Origin of the sequence: Actinopolyspora sp. BKK2, assembly GCF_011291845.1 — a bacterium.
In the GTDB taxonomy this organism is placed as follows: Bacteria; Actinomycetota; Actinomycetes; order Mycobacteriales; family Pseudonocardiaceae; genus Actinopolyspora; species Actinopolyspora saharensis.
The window spans coordinates 51853-66718 of sequence record NZ_JAANTE010000004.1 but is presented as its reverse complement, the minus strand read 5'-3'; the positions used below and the strand labels follow the sequence as shown (position 1 = coordinate 66718).

The window sequence follows — 14866 nt, the reverse complement described above, 5'->3', positions numbered from 1 at the left end:
TGGCGCAGAGTCCGGCCGGCGGGCGAGCGCGACAGGGAATCCTCTAAGGTGCGGAGCTGTGACCGCTGCACCGTCTCCACGTTGCGAACGAGTGGTGGAACTCTCCGCCGAGGAACTGCGCGCCAGGCTGCCCGAAGCCGTGCGGGTTTACGTGACGGCGATGGGGTATCCCTCCTGGGCCACGCAACAGCGCATCCCGGTCTGGTCGGCGCACATGTCGCGTGCTGGGTGGCGCTGTGTCGCGGCCTTCAACGAGCGGGACGAGCTGAGCGGTGTCGGCTACGGCTACTCGGGGGACGCGGGCCAGTGGTGGCACGAGCAGGTCCGCCGTGGGATGCAGGAACGCCTGCCCCCGGAACGGATCGAGGAGTGGCTCGAGGACTACTTCGAATTGACCGAGCTGCACGTGCACCCGGATGCCCAGGGGCACGGGCTGGGTGAGCACATCCTGCGCACTCTGCTCGCCGCCGCCCCGGGGGCGAACGTGCTGTTGTCCACCCCCGAGGGGCCGACCAGGGCGTGGCAGCTGTACCGCAGGCTCGGTTTCACCGATGTGCTCCGCGACTACCGGTTCGCGGGTGATCCGCGCCCGTTCGCGGTGCTCGGCAGGCCGCTTCCGCTGGAGAGGTGAGTCGGCGGAGGTCTCTCGGCGGCCACCCGCGACTCCCCCCTCGAGGGTGGGCGCGGGTGGGACGTTCTACAGCCGGGCGAGCTGTTCGCGCAGCGTGTCCAGCCCCATCGAGCCCATCTCGAGGGCCTGCCGGTGGAAGCGCTTCAGGTCGAACTCGGCTCCGTGGCGTGCGCGGGCGTCCTCGCGCGCCGACAGCCAGAGTCGCTCGCCGAGCTTGTAGGACGGCGCCTGACCGGGCCAGCCCAGGTAGCGATCGATCTCGTCCCGAACGTTGGCGGTGTCGGTGATGGTGCGGGTGAGCATGAACTCCAGGCCGAGTTCCGGGGTCCAGATCTCGCCCTCGTGGAAACCGGTTCCGGCCGGGATCGGCAGCTGCAGGTGCATGCCGATGTCGACGATCACCCTGGCCGCGCGGAACAGCTGCTCGTTCAGCATTCCCAGCAGGTCGCCGTCGTCGGAGAGGTAGCCGAGTTCCCGCATCAGTCGCTCGGCGTACAGTGCCCACCCCTCCGCGTGCGCGGAGACGATGCAGGCGAGGCGCTGGAACTTGTTCAGCCGCTGCGCCTGGTCCACCGCCGTGGCGATCTGGAGGTGGTGGCCGGGGGCTCCCTCGTGGTAGACGGTGGAGACCTCGCGCCAGGTGGAGTACTCCTCCTTGTCCGGGGGCACGGACCGCCACATCCGTCCCGGCCTGCTGAAGTCGTCGGTCGGGGGCGTGTAGTAGGCCCCTGTTCCCCCGCCCGGGGGTGCGATCCTGCACTCGAGGTTCATCAGCCGTTCGGGGATGTCGAACTGCGTCTCCCGCAGTTCCCGCAGTGCCTGGTCGGACAGGCGCTGCATCCACTCGGCCAGTCCGCGTTGACCGTGGACCCGGTACCTCGGGTCGGCGTCCAGGGCCGCCGCCGCCTCGGCGAGGGTGGCGGAGGGCTTGATCCGGCCCGCCACGCGTTTCATCTCGGCCTCGATCGAGGCGAACTCGTTCCACCCCCACTCGTAGGCCTCGCGCAGGTCGAGGTCGGCACCGGTGAAGTACCTGGACCAGAGGCGGTAGCGCTGCTCACCGACGGCGTCCTCGGCCGGGGCCTGCGGCAGCAGTTCGGTGCGCAGGAAATCGGCCAGGTCCGAGTAGGCCTCGGAGGCCAGGGACGCGGCGGTGTCCAGCTCGCTCCGCAACCCGGGGTCCGCGAGCTGGGAGCGGGTCACCATGTCGGCGAAGAAGGACCCGCCGTCCCTCCTGCCGGACCAGGTGTCGCACTGCTCGGCGACGCGCTTGACCTGCCTGGCCGCGGAGACCTCCCCGTTCGCCGCGGACTCCCGCAGGCTCGCGATCAGTCCTTTCACCGCCCCCGGCATCGCCGACATGCGCTTGGCGATGTCGTGCCACTGCTCGGAGGTATCGCCCGGCATCAGGTCGAAGACCTGGCGGAGTTCCTGCACCGGGCTGGCGATGACGTTCAGGGAGGACATGTCGGCGCCCGCGTCGTGCAGCTCGACGTCGAGACCCACGCGTTCGGTGAACACGGCTTTGGCCACCGTCTCCGCGTCGTCGGCCGGTTCGGCCGCCGACATGTCGGCCAGGGTGCGGCGGGCCAGCTCACCGCGCGCCCGATGACCGTCCGGGGAGTAGTCCGTCAGCTCCTGCTGTCGGACGGGGATCCCCAGGGAGGTCGCGGTTATCGGGTCGAGCGCCGCGAGTTCCTCCACATATCGATTGCTGATCTCGTGCACACCTCGGGCCTCGGATGACATGGCAGCACGCTATCGCGTCCGCTTCGCGTCCTCGATACCGATCCGTTCCGAAAAGCCGGCCCCCGAACTCGTTTCAGCGGGTGAAAAGCGCCGTGACGTGGCACGATCACAGGAGTGCGGGGTGTGTGGTGCTGTGTCGACGTGGCGCGGTCCCGGTTGGGTGCAGCGCTGATGATCTTGCTCGTGGGCGTGCTGGTCTCCGGCTGCCTGAACGCGACCGTGTCGCTGAGCATCGACGAGCAGGACAAGGTCTCCGGAGAGGTCATGATCGCGACCCCTCCAGCCGCGAACCGGGGCGACCTTCGGATGCGGGTTCCGCGCGAGCTGTCCGACCGGGTGAGCGTCAGCCCCTACCGGGAGGGCGAACGGCAGGGCTCCAAGATCGAGTTCGACTCCCTCGACTTCGAGGAGCTGGAGAGGCTCGCCAGGGAGTTGAGCAGCTCCGACTCCAGGTACTCGCTCTCGCTGTCCCGCTCCGGAACCCTGGTCAAGTTGAACGGATCGGTGGATTTGACCCCGCTCGCCGAGACGAACTCCGACGTGCTGGTCGAGGTCAGCACCCCGGGGGAGGTGACCACCACCAACGGCGAGACCGACGCGGGGATGGTCAGCTGGCACCCCAGCCCCGGGGAGGTCACCGAGATGTCGGCGACCTTCCAGTTCAGCAGCAACCGCAGCGCGGGGCTCTTCGGCTGGTCCACGATCGTCGGCCTGGTGACCTTCGGCACGGCGTTCCTCGTGGCCGTGCTGGCGCTGCTCGCGCGTCAGCGCTACCGGAAGGAGGCGGAGCAGGGGTGACCCGCTCCCCTCCGCGCCGCGGCGGTCCCGCGGCAACACGCGCGGTCCGGAAACCGTGCACGGGGAGCCAACGCCCCCGGAATGCGGCTGCGCGGACTCGTCACGGAGGATGACCGGTATGCCCCTTGAGGATCTGACCACCGGACAGGGTGCGGCGGAGGTTGCCGTGGATGACGACATTCCGGAGCAGGTGCGGCAGACCCTGGCCGACTACCTGCGCATCCGGGTCCGCGAGTGCGGCGATCTGGACCCCGCAGTCGCCGGGGCCGCCGAGGAGCTGGTCGACTTCGTGCTGCGCGGAGGCAAGCGCATCCGCCCCACTTTCGCGTGGTGGGGTTGGCGCGCCGGGGGCGGTTCGGCACTGGGCTCCGCGGCGACCGCGATGCTGCGCGCGGCCAGCTCGCTGGAGCTGATCCAGGCCGGTGCGCTGATGCACGACGATCTGATCGACGACTCCGCTACCAGGCGCGGCAGCCCGACGGTGCACGTCCGGTTCTCCGAGTTCCACCGCGAGCGGGGTTACGCGGGCGATCCGCGGGACTTCGGGCGCGCCGCGGCGGTCCTGCTCGGTGATCTGGCCTTGAGCTGGGCCGACGACATGCTGCGTTCCGCCGGGCTCGAGTCCGGTGCGCAGGCCCGCGCGCTGGGGCCGTGGCAGGCGATGCGCACCGAGGTGCTCGCCGGGCAGTACCTGGACATGCTCGGGCAGGCCCGCGCCGACGAGACGCCGGAGGCAGCGCTGCGCATCGACGAGCTCAAGGCGGCCTCCTACACGGTGCAGCGCCCCCTCGAGTTCGGGGCGGAGATCGCCGGTGCGGACCGGGCCACGCTGGGGGTGCTGCGTCGTTTCGGCGCCGACATCGGGGTCGCCTTCCAGCTGCGGGACGACCTGCTCGGGCTGTTCGGCGACCCCGAGGTCACCGGTAAGCCTGCCGGGGACGACCTCCGGGAGGGCAAGCGGACGTTGCTGGTCGCCGAGGGGATGCTGCGCGCGAAGCAGCGCTCGGCCGAGGGGGCCCTGACACTGCTGGAGAGCTCGCTGGGCGCGGCGGAGCTGACCCGGGAAGGTGTGCAGCGAGTGCGCGACGTGCTGGACGGGCTCGGGGCGGTGGAGGCTGTCGAGAAGCGCATCGGCACGCTCGCCGACTCCGCCCTGGCCGCGCTGCACGAGGCCGAGATGCCCGAAGCCGCGGCTCGGGCGCTGGAGCGGCTCAGCGTCACGGTGACCGACCGCGACGCTTGAGCGACGGGTCCCCGCCCCGCGCGGGGGCTCCGGGGCAGCGCTGGACGGCGCTGGGAACGGGCCGGGACGACGCTGCCGCGCACCTCGGCGCGACAGCATCCCGGGACGGTCTTCGGGCTTTTCCGGAAGCGGCGCGGCCGCGTTTCCTCCGCGGGGCGGAATCAGGCCCGGTCGCGGTCCCGCCGGTATCACTCCGCGGACGGATCCGCGGGCACGCTCCGGGGACCTCCCGTCAGAGCGCCATCGCCTGCGCCCTGCGCTTGACCTCACGTCCCCGGTCACCGCGCAACGCGTCTATCGGTGTCCCGGGAAGGGTGTCGTCGGAGGTGAACAACCACTCGAGGATCTCCTCCTCGGTGTAGCCGTTGTCCCGCAGCAGGGTGATCGTGCCGCCCAGCCCTTTGACGACGCTCGTTTCGGTCAGGAAAGCCTCGGGTACGACGAACTCCCGCTCGCGACGCATCGCCAGCAACTGTCCGTCACGAATCATTTGGTGCACCCTCGTCGGCGGATGCCCGAGGCGTTCCGCGACGTTGGCTATGGATACGACCTCCACGTCGGAAGCGAGTACATCAGGAGCGCAAGGAACCGAACTCACGTGCTCCAGAGTGCCATCACCACGATCGGATTTCCACCGCGTATGCCGCGCACGTTTTCACGCGGGAGCTCACCTACCATCGGTAGTGTGTTCGAGAACGTATGCGGACTGCTCCGCGCGGGTGGCCACGCGACGATTTCGCCCCGGAGGCCGGACGCACCGTGCGTTCGGTCACTCCCGATCTGCTTACCACGGGCGGTGGCAACGCGATGACTTCCGGTTCATCGGCGAACGGGCAGCACGACCTGCTCGGGTACGCCTTGGAGCGCCGCTACCGAGTGGACTCCGTGATCGCCCGCGGTGGCATGTCCACGGTCTACAGGGGCGTCGACACGAGACTGGACCGCCCGGTCGCCCTGAAGGTGATGGACTCCCGCTACTCGGGTGACCAGTCGTTCACCGAGCGGTTCGAGCGCGAGGCGCGCGCGGCGGCGCGGCTGCACCACCCGAACATAGTGGCCGTCTACGACCAGGGGGTGGACCCCGGCGCGCACGGGGACCACCACGTGTACCTGGTCATGCAGCTCGTCGACGGCGGAACGCTGCGCGACCTGCTGCGACAGCGCGAGCAGCTGGTGCCGTCCGTGGCGCTGTCCGTGCTCGAAGCCGTGCTGTCCGCGTTGTCGGCGGCGCACCAGGCCGGGATGGTCCACCGCGACATCAAACCGGAGAACGTGCTGATCGGCAGCGGCGGTTCGGTCCAGGTCGCCGACTTCGGCCTGGTGCGCGCCGCAGCGGGCTCGGGAACCACCGGGGACAGCGTCATCCTCGGAACTGTGGCCTACCTCTCCCCGGAGCAGGTGACCAGCGGAGCGGCCGATGCCCGCTCGGACGTCTACGCGGCCGGGACCGTGCTCTACGAGCTGCTCACCGGATCTCCCCCGTTCACGGGGGACACCGCCCTGTCCGTGGCCTACCGCCACGTCAACAGCGAGGTGGACGCGCCGAGCGGGCACGTGCCCGGGCTGCCACAGCGCCTCGACGAGCTGGTCATGCGTTTCACCAGCAGGGATCCCGCGCAGCGGCCGGTGGACGGTGCAGCCGCCCTCGCGGAGCTGCGCGGGGTCCGCGCGGAGCTCGGCCTGGCGGCCACCCCCGTTCCCGAACCGGCCCCCCGTGCGGACGAGCAGCGCGCGGAAGGAGACGGGCCGCCCACGGAACGCCTCTCCCCCGTGACGACAACGAGCTCGGAGAGCAGCGGCCCCGGAGGCCCCCGAGGCACCCGCGCACTGCTCCGCCCAGGAGCGGAGCCCCCCTCCGGGGCGGACGAGTCCGCCGGTGAGACCACCAGCGAGTTCGCCGCGGTCCCCGCGAGCGGAACCGGCGAGGACCGCCGCGGACGCGCCGGGCGGGGCCGCGGCCGGGTGCTGACCGCCCTCGCGGTCGCCGTCGTGCTGATCGGAGCCCTGGTCGCGGGCGGTGCGTGGCTGTGGAGCGGCAGCTCCTACGTCGAGGTGCCCGAACTCGCGGGGCGCCCCGTCGCGGAGGCGAAGCAGGCCCTGAACTCGGCCGAGCTCGAACCCCACGTCTCCCGCTCGTTCCACAACACCGTTCCGGAGAACACCGTCATCAGCTCGGCCCCGGAGGGGGGAACCCGGATCCGCACCGGCGACCGGGTGGACCTGCGGGTCTCGCGGGGACGGCCGACCGTTCCGGAGATCCGGGCGGGAAGCCGCGTGTCCGAGGTGCAGAGCAAGCTGCGCAACGCCCAGCTCAGCCCCGAGGTGGACTCCTCCGCCGAGCGCTACCACGACAGCGTCCCCGAGGGGCGGGTCATCGGGGTCGAACCGTCCTCGGGGACCGAGGTCGCCACCGAGAGCCCGGTGAGGATCATCGTCAGCAAGGGGCCCGCCCCCGAACCGGTCCCCGACGTGGGCGGCGCCGAGCGGCAGCAGGCCATGCAGGCCCTGCGCGAGGCCGGGTTCGAGCCCTACGTGGCCGGGCACGAGTTCGCCGACGGAGTGCCGCGAAACCACGTGGTGCGAACGGACCCCTCAGCCGGCACCAAGGTTCAGACGAGCGGCAGCCCCCGCATCGGAGTCGTGCTGTCCAACGCGGTCAGCGTCCCGAACTTCTCGGGCAAGCAGCTGTCCGAAGCACGTGAGCAGGCCGAGCAGGCCGGGCTGAAGCTGAAGGTCCATTCCCTGATCGGCAGGGACGACGGCAGGGTGTTCGGCCAGTACCCCGTGGCGGGCAGCACCGTCGAGCAGGGCTCGGAAGTGCGGGTGACCGTTTTCTGACCGCTCGGGCGCTCCCCGAGGGGCCCTTCGGTGGGGTCCTTGCCTGGGAACCCGTGGGGGAGCCGGGAACCACCGGCGATTCCCCCACGGCATGCCCGCGGTGGTGCGCTCAGCCCCGCAGCATCTCCGCGATCAGGAACGCCAGTTCCAGGGACTGCTGCGTGTTCAGGCGCGGATCGCAGGCCGTTTCGTAGCGCCCCGCCAGATCCGTGTCCGAGATGTCCTGGGCGCCGCCGAGGCACTCGGTGACGTTCTCCCCGGTGTGCTCGATGTGAATGCCGCCGGGGTGCGTGCCCAACCTGTTGTGCACCTCGAAGAAGCCCTGCACCTCGTCGACGACCCGGTCGAAGTGCCGGGTCTTGTAGCCGGTGCTCGACTCGTGCGTGTTGCCGTGCATCGGGTCGCACTGCCAGATCACCTGGTGCCCCGAGGCCGTCACCTTCTCCACGATGGGCCCCAGGTGGTCCCGGACCTTGTCGTTGCCCATCCTGCTGATCAGGGTCAGCCTGCCCGGCTCGTTGTTCGGGTCGAGCCGCTCCACGTACTCCACCGCCTCTTCCGGGGTGGTCGTGGGGCCGAGCTTGATCCCGATCGGGTTGGAGATCAACTGGGCGAACGCGAGGTGGGCGCCCTCGAGCTGACGAGTGCGCTCCCCCACCCACAGGAAGTGCCCGGACAGGTCGAACAACCTCGGCTCCGGTCCGGAGTTGTCCAACCGCAGCATCGCCCGCTCGTAGTCCAGCACCAGTGCCTCGTGGCTGGAGTAGAAGTCCACCCCGTGCAGGCTGGAGTCGTCCACCCCGCACGCGGACATGAAGCGCAGGGCGCGGTCGATCTCGGCAGCGACCGACTCGTAGCGCTCCCCTGCCGGGGAGTTGAGCACGAAGTCCTTGTTCCAGTCGTGCACCTTGCCGAGCGCGGCCGTTCCCCCGCTCGTCAGGGCCCGCGAGAGGTTCATCGTCGCGCTGGCGTTGGCGTAGGCGCGGATCAGCCGGGAGGGGTCGTGCCTGCGGGCCTCCTTGGAGGCCGTCAGCGAATTGACCATGTCGCCGCGGTAGCTGGGCAGGCCGAGCGCGTCCGTGCTCTTGGAACGCGGCTTGGAGTACTGCCCGGCCATGCGACCGACCTTGACCACGGGCGTGCTGGCTCCGTAGGTGAGCACGACCGCCATCTGCAGCAACGTGCGGATTCCCGCCCGGATGTGCGGTTCGGTGTTGTCGGCGAAGGTCTCCGCGCAGTCCCCGCCCTGCAGCAGGAAGGCCTCACCGCGGGCCACGGAGGCCAGGTTGCTCCGCAGGTTGTCGACCTCGCTGGGCACGGTCACCGGAGGAACGCTCTCCAGCACCGAGCGCACGTTGCGCGTCTGCTGCGGATCCGGCCACTCCGGCTGCTGAGCGGCGGGACGGGAGAGTGCGTCGTCGAGACGGGTTCGCAGGTCTGTCGGCAGCGGGGGGAGCTCGGGCAGAGTGTCCATCGGAACATCGACGGTCCACGACCGCGAGGTGTCCGGACTCGTGCCTTGCGCTGCTGGTTCGGGGTCAACGGCCATGTCGCCCAGCGTAGCGGGTTCGTCTCGCATCCTGTGACGCTGTCCCGTGTGCTGAACGGCACCGTAGGGCTCCCGCCGGGCAGCCCGTCCCGAGCCCCGCCCGATCAGCCGAACAACGCCTGCGCCTCCGTGTAGCGGTGCGGCGGAACGGTCTTGAGCTGGGCGGTGGCCGCCTCCAGCGAGACCCGCACGATGTCCGTGCCGCGCAGGGCCACCATCCTGCCGTGGTCGCCCTCGGCCACCGCGTCCATCGCGTGCAGCCCGAACCGGGTGGCCAGCACCCGGTCGTACGCCGTCGGGGTCCCCCCGCGCTGGGTGTGCCCGAGCACCACGGCCCTGGACTCGTTGCCGGTGCGCTGGGCCAGCTCCTCCGCCAGCCAGGTTCCCACCCCGCCCAGCCGCACGTGGCCGAAGGCGTCGCGCTCACCGGTCTGCAGCACTTCGGCTCCCCCTTCGGGGATCGCTCCCTCGGCCACCACGATGATCGGCGCGTACTGGCGCTCGAAACGGCGCGTCACCCAGTCGCACACCCAGTCCACGCTGAAGCGCTGCTCCGGTCCGAGGATCACGTTGGCCCCTCCGGCCAGGCCGGAGTGCAGCGCGATCCACCCGGCGTGCCTGCCCATCACCTCCACGACCAGCGCGCGGTGGTGCGACTCGGCCGTCGTCCTGAGGCGGTCGACGGCCTCCGTTGCGATGTGCACGGCGGTGTCGAAGCCGAAGGTGTAGTCGGTGGCGTCGAGGTCGTTGTCGATGGTCTTGGGAACTCCCACCACCGGGACTCCCTCGCCGGCCAGGCCGTGAGCCACCCCGAGCGTGTCCTCGCCGCCGATGGCTATCAGCGCGTCGACGCGGTTCTCCTCCAGGGTGCGCTTGATCCGCTCGACCCCGTCGGACTCCTTGTACGGGTTGGTCCTGGAGGAACCGAGAACGGTGCCCCCGCGGTCGAGGACGTTCTCGACCGCGTCGAGGTCGAGCGGCGTCGTCAGCCCCTCCAGCGGGCCGCGCCAGCCGTTGCGGAAACCGACGACCTCCTTCCCGTACACCTCGATCGCCTTGCGCGTGACCGCACGGATGACGGCGTTCAGCCCCGGGCAGTCCCCACCTCCGGTGAGCACCCCGACACGTCCGGTCCCCGACATCGCGCCTCCTCGAAACCCACCGTCGTCGATGTGACATTGATCTCGGTTGCGAGCTTTTCACGGGCTAAATCGGTGCAGCAAGCAGCGGTGGGAGCCCAGCGACCGGACCGGAAAGCGCCGCGGCATGCCGCTGACCGGGCCGGAAACGCCGCCGAATCGCCGGGATCGCTCCTGCGGAGCGGACGGAACCGATCGGACAATCTCACCCGACCGATTGAGTAGGCAGGCCTCCGCGAGACCACTCCCGCGGGGCCACTTCCCGCGGGGCCGCCCGCGGACCGGTTCGACCGGCGCCGCGGGGCGCACTCCGAGCTCGGCAACTCCCACCCGGTCCTACGCGACGACCGAGCGGCCGAATCCGGCGCTAGCGGCGGGGGTAACCGAGCTGCTGCCGGTGCTGCTCGATCACCTGCCAGCGCCGCAGGTTGTGCTTGGCATCGGCGAGGGCGTCGTGGGCGTTGGCCGGGGCGGAGGGCAGCTTCGGCTTGCCCACCGCCTCCCACTGCTGCCGGAGGTCCCGGGTGAACTTGGGCAGCTTCGCCGGAAGGGCGGGCATCGCTCCCCACAACTGCGCGAACGCGACATGGTCGTAGGCGGCGTACCAGGCCCACAGCTCGATGTCGGAGGCGGGCGCGGTCAGGAACTCGTAGAGCTCGTCCCGGATTCTGGCGCGGGGACGCCAGGCATCGGCCCCGGCCGCGGGGAGCTGGGGAAGCACGTGCTGACGCACCCATGGCCCCGCCCGGCCGGCGTCGAACTCGGTGGAGACGGCGTAGAACTCACGTCCCGTCTCGTCGACCACGCCGATCGAGACGAGATCGATCGTGTGGCCGTCCTCGATGAACTCGCAGTCGTAGAAAAACCGCACTGGAAAAGGGTATGCGCCGTCCACCGAAGGCGGGACACGCCCCGTCCGCGAAGGGGTTTGCGCCGGACTGGGCGCTTCCCGTCAACCGGCCTTGGACTCGGGCATCCTGTCGCCGCCCGTGGACTTGCCGTCACCGGCGGACTTGCCTCCGCCCGTGGACCTGGCCGCCTGGCGCTCCCGCTTGCTGATCACCCGGCCGCTCTCGGCGATGTCGTCCTTGGCCCGCTCGGCGTAGACGTCCACGTACTCCTGGCCGGAGAGCTCCATCAGCGAGTACATGATCTCGTCGGTGATGGACCTCTCCGCGAACCGGTCCCCGGCCATCCCCTCGTAGCGCGAGAAGTCGAGCGGTTCCCCCACGATGATCCGCACCCGGTGCGGGCGCCACAGCTTGGTTCCGATGGGGTTCACCTTCTCGGTGCCGATCGTGATCACCGGAACCACCGGGACGTTGGCCTCGAGGGCCATGCGGGCGACGCCGGTCTTGCCCTTGTAGAGACGCCCGTCGGGGGAACGGGTCCCCTCCGGGTAGATCCCGAGGAGCCTCCCCTCGTTGAGCAACCGGATCCCCGTGTCCAGCGCCGCCTGGGCCGCGGCTCCGCTGGAGCGGTCGATCGGAACCTGACCCACTCCGCTGAAGAAGTACCGCTTCAGCGCACCCTTGAGCCCTTTCCCGGTAAAGTATTCACGTTTCGCCAGGAAAGTGACCCTGCGCGGAAGCTTCAGCGGCATGAGGAAGGAATCGGCCACGGCCACGTGATTGCTGACCAGAATAGCGCCGCCCGAGTCCGGAACGTTGTGCGCGCCCTCCACTTTGGGGCGACACCACAGTTTGATGAGAGGACCGAGAAGAACGTACTTCATCACCCAGTACAGCACCGCGTCGCTGCCTCCCTCGTGGCCCGATTACGTTGCCAGGGTACGGAGCAGCGATACGGCACACAATGCGGGCCCACCCACGCGATCACGCGCGGGGAGCGGTAGTCGGCGGACACGCGGCGCACCGCCACGCCACGGGCGTGGTGCATGGCAGAGTGTGTTCGTGCGCGATTGTGTGAACGAGGGCGGCGATTCGACGCGCCGAAGAACCGGAGCGGAGTTCCTCCCGTGGTGGAAGACGACGCGACCTTGCCCGGCGGCCCGTGAGCGGCGACCCTGGGAGCGGGTGGCTCACGACCGACCCGCTCCCGCAACGACCTCGTCGTCCGGTCACGCACCGACGAACGCGGAAAGCACCGGCCCCGAACCCATCATCCACCGCGAGCGCGTCAGGGACTCCACATGAACACGCGCCAGGGCAATTCCGACGGCCCGGAAGACATCGACAAGGCCTTCGCGGAGATCGTGGCCGAGCTGGAGCGCGATTCCTCCGTGCCGCAGTGGCCGGAGGAATCCTCCGGGCGGCCGAGCTCGGAAACCGCCTCCGCCACCGAGACCTCCCCCGCTCCCGCCGCTGAGGAGCCGAGCGGAACCGAGAAGGGCCCCAGGGACTGGGCACCGACGGAGGCGGAGGAGGACGAGGGGCACTACGAGCCTCCGGAGCCCCCGCCGTTGCCCAAACCGAGCGCGGGGACCGTGGGGGCCGTGGTGCTCGTGATCCTCGGACTGCTCGTCCTCTTCGTGCCCGTGGCCGCGAGCTCGCTCGGTCCGCTGACCATGCCCGTCGGTCTGATCGCCATCAGCGCGGGCATCGGGGGGCTGCTGCTCAGACTGCGAAGAGGCGATTCCGAACCCGAGGACGGCTGGGACGACGGTGCTCAGGTCTGATCGCCCAGTACGCTTCCGGCGACCCGCCTGACCGGTATCGGACGCACCCGTCCCTCCGCGGAGTCCGCACCCCGCTCCGCACCCGCCTCCGGCGTCGCGGTGGCCTCCGCGCGTTCGTCCGCGCGGGGGTGCTCCTCCTCGGCGGGATCCGCGGGGAAAGCGGCCGCCCCGGATCCGCTCTCCCCGCGGTCACGAGCAAGCGCGGACTCGCGCAGGGTGGCCAGCAAGCCGGCCAGCTGCTCCGGAAGCTCCGCGGAGCGCACGTTCCTCCCGTGCTGCCGCAGCAGTGACAGCGCCCCGCACAGCGGGCAGTACCGCTCGTCCCGCTGCCCTTCGCCGCCGTCGGCTTCCGCGCTCTCCTCCCGTGCTGCGGTGCGCTCGGGATTGCTCAGCTCCAGCAGGAACTGCTCGACGCGGGCCGCCACGTCCCGCAGCAGGCCGCGCACTTCCTCGGCCAGCCGCTCGTAGTCGGATCCGTCGTGCTCGTCGTGCAAGAGGACTCACCGCATCCACTGCTCGGGGTCCGGTCGGAAACGCACGCGCAGCCCGTCTTCACCCGCCGCTGCGTCGACGACGACGCAGCGGCGCAGCACGGAGGGCAGGGTGATCAGCCTGCGACGTCCGTCCACGGTGACGGCGAGTTCGTCGCCGACGCGCGCGAGCTCGGGTTCGGCCTCCGGCCCCAGCGGCAGCGCGAGCCGCAGGCAGTAGCGCGCCCACGCATCGGCGCCCTCGTCGCTCAGCTCGATCACGGGCACGCGCTCGGCACCGCTCAGCGGATCGGAGTCCCCGTAGGTCCGCTCGCCCAGTTCGCGCAGCATCCGGGGCCCCGCGGGTTCGTCGGCGCGGTACTCGACCGTCCGCAGCGGCAGCCCCAGTCCCCGCAACTCGTCCACGACCTCCAGCTGCTCCTTCCGCCGGGTCCGCATCCAGGCAGCGGCCTGCCCACGCGCCGATCCCGGATCGGGAACCATGCGGTTGACCAGCAGGCCGTCCACGTGGATCTGGTGCAGGGACAGGGCGGTCAGCGTGCGGCGGGTCTCCGCGGCGACCAGGGATTCGGGGGTAGTCACCAAACGCACGCTCGTGCGGGGGTCGGTGAGCGAGCCTGCCAGCGCTCCCAACCGTTCGGCGAGCCGGCCCAGCGCGTCGGCGGCGGCGTCCCAACGCCCCGTGTGCGGTTCACCGGCCGCTCCGGCCAGCACGCCCCTGATGACACGCCGGTGCCTGGGAAAAGCCCGTTCGAGGTAGCCGGACAGCGCTTCGGGCAGGGTCAGCAGGCGGAGGGTCTCGGCGGTGGGCCCGCAGTCGACGACCACCGTGTCCCAGGGGCCCTCGGTGGCGAGTCGCCGCACCTCGGCCAGCGCCAGCAGTTCCTCGACGCCGGGGAACCCGGTCAGCTCGGCGGCTTCCACCTCGGCGATCCCGGAGGAGGCCAGCAGGGTGTGCAGGTGTTCGCGCAGTTCGCCCCAGACCTCGTCGAGCAGTCCCCGGGTGGCCGTCTCCGCCGCGTGGAGTCGGACTTCGGCGGTTCCGGAGCCCGCACCGGTCTCCTCCGCCGGTACGGTCACTTCGCGGGGGTCACCGCACAACGCGCTGCCCAGGCAGTCCCCGAGGGAGTGCGCGGGATCGGTCGAGACCACCAGGACCTTCCCGCCCCGCGCCGCCACCCGGGTCGCCGTGGCAGCGGCCAGGGTGGTTTTGCCGACCCCACCCTTTCCGGTGAACATCAGCATTCGCATTTCTCGCCCCGCTCGAGCGCGGTCACCACGGTTTTCGAAGGCTCACCGGGCGGCTTCCACACGCCGCTTGAGCTCCTTCAACGCGGTGTCCATGATCATCTTTTCGGCCTTGCGCTTGAACAGCCCGATCACGGGAATGGACAGGTCCACGGCCAGGCTGTAGGTCACCTCGGTGCGCCCCTCCTGCAACGGTCGCAACGTGTAGCTGCCCCGCTGCTCCTTCTGCACCTGCCCCTCCAGGAGGTTCCAGCTGACCGACAGCTCGTCCGATCCCCACTCGTAGACGAGCGTGTAGGTGTCCTTGACCACGCCCGCGTCCAGCACGAACCTCACGCGCTCGGCTCTGCCCCCCTCGTAGCGGGACAGCACCTCGGTCTCCTTGACCGCCTCCGCCCACTCGGGATACGCGCCGAAGTCCGCGATCACGGACATGATCTCCGTGGCCGGCGCCTCGATCACGATGGACTGGGTGGACTGGTCGACCATGCCGGGCAGATTACAGGTCATCGCCCGTCGGACGGCCACCGGCAGGCGGGCGC

At 70.4% G+C, this 14866-nt stretch carries 14 protein-coding genes; 5 read left to right on the top strand and 9 right to left on the bottom strand.

The genetic code is table 11. The annotated features are described in order from the left end of the window. The first annotated feature begins 58 nt into the window (after positions 1–58). Positions 59–631, top strand: coding sequence for a GNAT family N-acetyltransferase (locus G9Q41_RS09900; protein WP_165632706.1), 573 nt, complete (start codon positions 59–61; stop codon positions 629–631). 66 nt (positions 632–697) lie between these two features. Here the strand turns inward: G9Q41_RS09900 and G9Q41_RS09895 are convergent, their stop codons facing one another. Next, positions 698–2380: a DUF885 domain-containing protein gene (locus tag G9Q41_RS09895; protein WP_092520153.1), complete on the bottom strand. Its 1683-nt coding sequence runs from the start codon at positions 2378–2380 to the stop codon at positions 698–700. A 171-nt stretch (positions 2381–2551) separates the two neighbouring features. On the opposite strand from G9Q41_RS09895, the gene G9Q41_RS09890 reads away from it, so the two are divergent. Continuing rightward, on the top strand, positions 2552–3178 hold the full coding sequence (locus tag G9Q41_RS09890; RefSeq protein WP_165632707.1) for a DUF3153 domain-containing protein: 627 nt from the start codon (positions 2552–2554) through the stop codon (positions 3176–3178). 118 nt (positions 3179–3296) lie between these two features. After that, entirely contained in the window at positions 3297–4421 is a 1125-nt protein-coding gene (locus G9Q41_RS09885) for a polyprenyl synthetase family protein (protein WP_165632708.1), read from the top strand. Between the two features lie 232 nt (positions 4422–4653). On the opposite strand, the gene G9Q41_RS09880 is transcribed toward G9Q41_RS09885, so the two are convergent. Continuing rightward, on the bottom strand, positions 4654–5019 hold the full coding sequence (locus G9Q41_RS09880) for an Rv2175c family DNA-binding protein (protein WP_347567530.1): 366 nt from the start codon (positions 5017–5019) through the stop codon (positions 4654–4656). 209 nt (positions 5020–5228) lie between these two features. Between G9Q41_RS09880 and G9Q41_RS09875 the strand changes: the two genes are divergently transcribed. Next, on the top strand, positions 5229–7259 hold the full coding sequence (locus G9Q41_RS09875) for a Stk1 family PASTA domain-containing Ser/Thr kinase (protein ID WP_165632709.1): 2031 nt from the start codon (positions 5229–5231) through the stop codon (positions 7257–7259). A 109-nt stretch (positions 7260–7368) separates the two neighbouring features. Here G9Q41_RS09875 and G9Q41_RS09870 read toward each other — a convergent pair whose 3' ends face one another. The 4 genes from G9Q41_RS09870 to G9Q41_RS09855 all read right to left on the bottom strand — a co-directional run bounded on the left by G9Q41_RS09870 (position 7369) and on the right by G9Q41_RS09855 (position 11697). Beyond that, a complete protein-coding gene (locus G9Q41_RS09870) occupies positions 7369–8808 on the bottom strand; it encodes a 3-deoxy-7-phosphoheptulonate synthase class II (RefSeq protein ID WP_165632777.1) in 1440 nt (479 codons plus the stop codon). A 104-nt stretch (positions 8809–8912) separates the two neighbouring features. Beyond that, positions 8913–9950: a 6-phosphofructokinase gene (locus G9Q41_RS09865; protein WP_165632710.1), complete on the bottom strand. Its 1038-nt coding sequence runs from the start codon at positions 9948–9950 to the stop codon at positions 8913–8915. A 364-nt stretch (positions 9951–10314) separates the two neighbouring features. Further along, positions 10315–10818, bottom strand: coding sequence for a polyadenylate-specific 3'-exoribonuclease AS (locus tag G9Q41_RS09860; RefSeq protein WP_165632711.1), 504 nt, complete (start codon positions 10816–10818; stop codon positions 10315–10317). Between the two features lie 81 nt (positions 10819–10899). Beyond that, a complete protein-coding gene (locus tag G9Q41_RS09855) occupies positions 10900–11697 on the bottom strand; it encodes a lysophospholipid acyltransferase family protein (protein WP_092520139.1) in 798 nt (265 codons plus the stop codon). A 402-nt stretch (positions 11698–12099) separates the two neighbouring features. On the opposite strand from G9Q41_RS09855, the gene G9Q41_RS09850 reads away from it, so the two are divergent. Next, positions 12100–12585, top strand: a complete 486-nt coding sequence (locus tag G9Q41_RS09850; protein ID WP_165632712.1) for a DUF308 domain-containing protein — start codon at positions 12100–12102, stop codon at positions 12583–12585. On the opposite strand, the gene G9Q41_RS09845 is transcribed toward G9Q41_RS09850, so the two are convergent. From G9Q41_RS09845 to G9Q41_RS09835, 3 genes are read right to left on the bottom strand one after another with little or no spacing between them, the layout of a single operon-like run. Further along, on the bottom strand, positions 12576–13079 hold the full coding sequence (locus G9Q41_RS09845) for a hypothetical protein (protein ID WP_165632713.1): 504 nt from the start codon (positions 13077–13079) through the stop codon (positions 12576–12578). The genes G9Q41_RS09850 and G9Q41_RS09845 overlap by 10 nt on opposite strands. A gap of 6 nt (positions 13080–13085) precedes the next feature. Beyond that, positions 13086–14327 carry an ArsA family ATPase gene (locus G9Q41_RS09840; protein WP_165632714.1) on the bottom strand — a complete coding sequence of 414 codons (1242 nt, stop codon included), beginning with the start codon at positions 14325–14327 and terminating at the stop codon, positions 13086–13088. Between the two features lie 42 nt (positions 14328–14369). Further along, positions 14370–14813, bottom strand: coding sequence for an SRPBCC family protein (locus G9Q41_RS09835; protein WP_165632715.1), 444 nt, complete (start codon positions 14811–14813; stop codon positions 14370–14372). Between the last annotated feature and the right edge of the window lie 53 nt (positions 14814–14866).

What these genes read in the sequence shown, in the direction of transcription:
- G9Q41_RS09895 (WP_092520153.1), bottom strand. Translation starts at nt 2,380, where the DNA reads ATGTCATCCGAGGCCCGAGGTGTGCACGAGATCAGCAATCGATATGTG.
- G9Q41_RS09890 (WP_165632707.1), top strand. Translation starts at nt 2,552, where the DNA reads ATGATCTTGCTCGTGGGCGTGCTGGTCTCCGGCTGCCTGAACGCGACC.
- G9Q41_RS09885 (WP_165632708.1), top strand. Translation starts at nt 3,297, where the DNA reads ATGCCCCTTGAGGATCTGACCACCGGACAGGGTGCGGCGGAGGTTGCC.
- G9Q41_RS09875 (WP_165632709.1), top strand. Translation starts at nt 5,229, where the DNA reads ATGACTTCCGGTTCATCGGCGAACGGGCAGCACGACCTGCTCGGGTAC.
- G9Q41_RS09870 (WP_165632777.1), bottom strand. Translation starts at nt 8,808, where the DNA reads ATGGCCGTTGACCCCGAACCAGCAGCGCAAGGCACGAGTCCGGACACC.
- G9Q41_RS09865 (WP_165632710.1), bottom strand. Translation starts at nt 9,950, where the DNA reads ATGTCGGGGACCGGACGTGTCGGGGTGCTCACCGGAGGTGGGGACTGC.
- G9Q41_RS09850 (WP_165632712.1), top strand. Translation starts at nt 12,100, where the DNA reads ATGAACACGCGCCAGGGCAATTCCGACGGCCCGGAAGACATCGACAAG.
- G9Q41_RS09840 (WP_165632714.1), bottom strand. Translation starts at nt 14,327, where the DNA reads ATGCGAATGCTGATGTTCACCGGAAAGGGTGGGGTCGGCAAAACCACC.
- G9Q41_RS09835 (WP_165632715.1), bottom strand. Translation starts at nt 14,813, where the DNA reads ATGGTCGACCAGTCCACCCAGTCCATCGTGATCGAGGCGCCGGCCACG.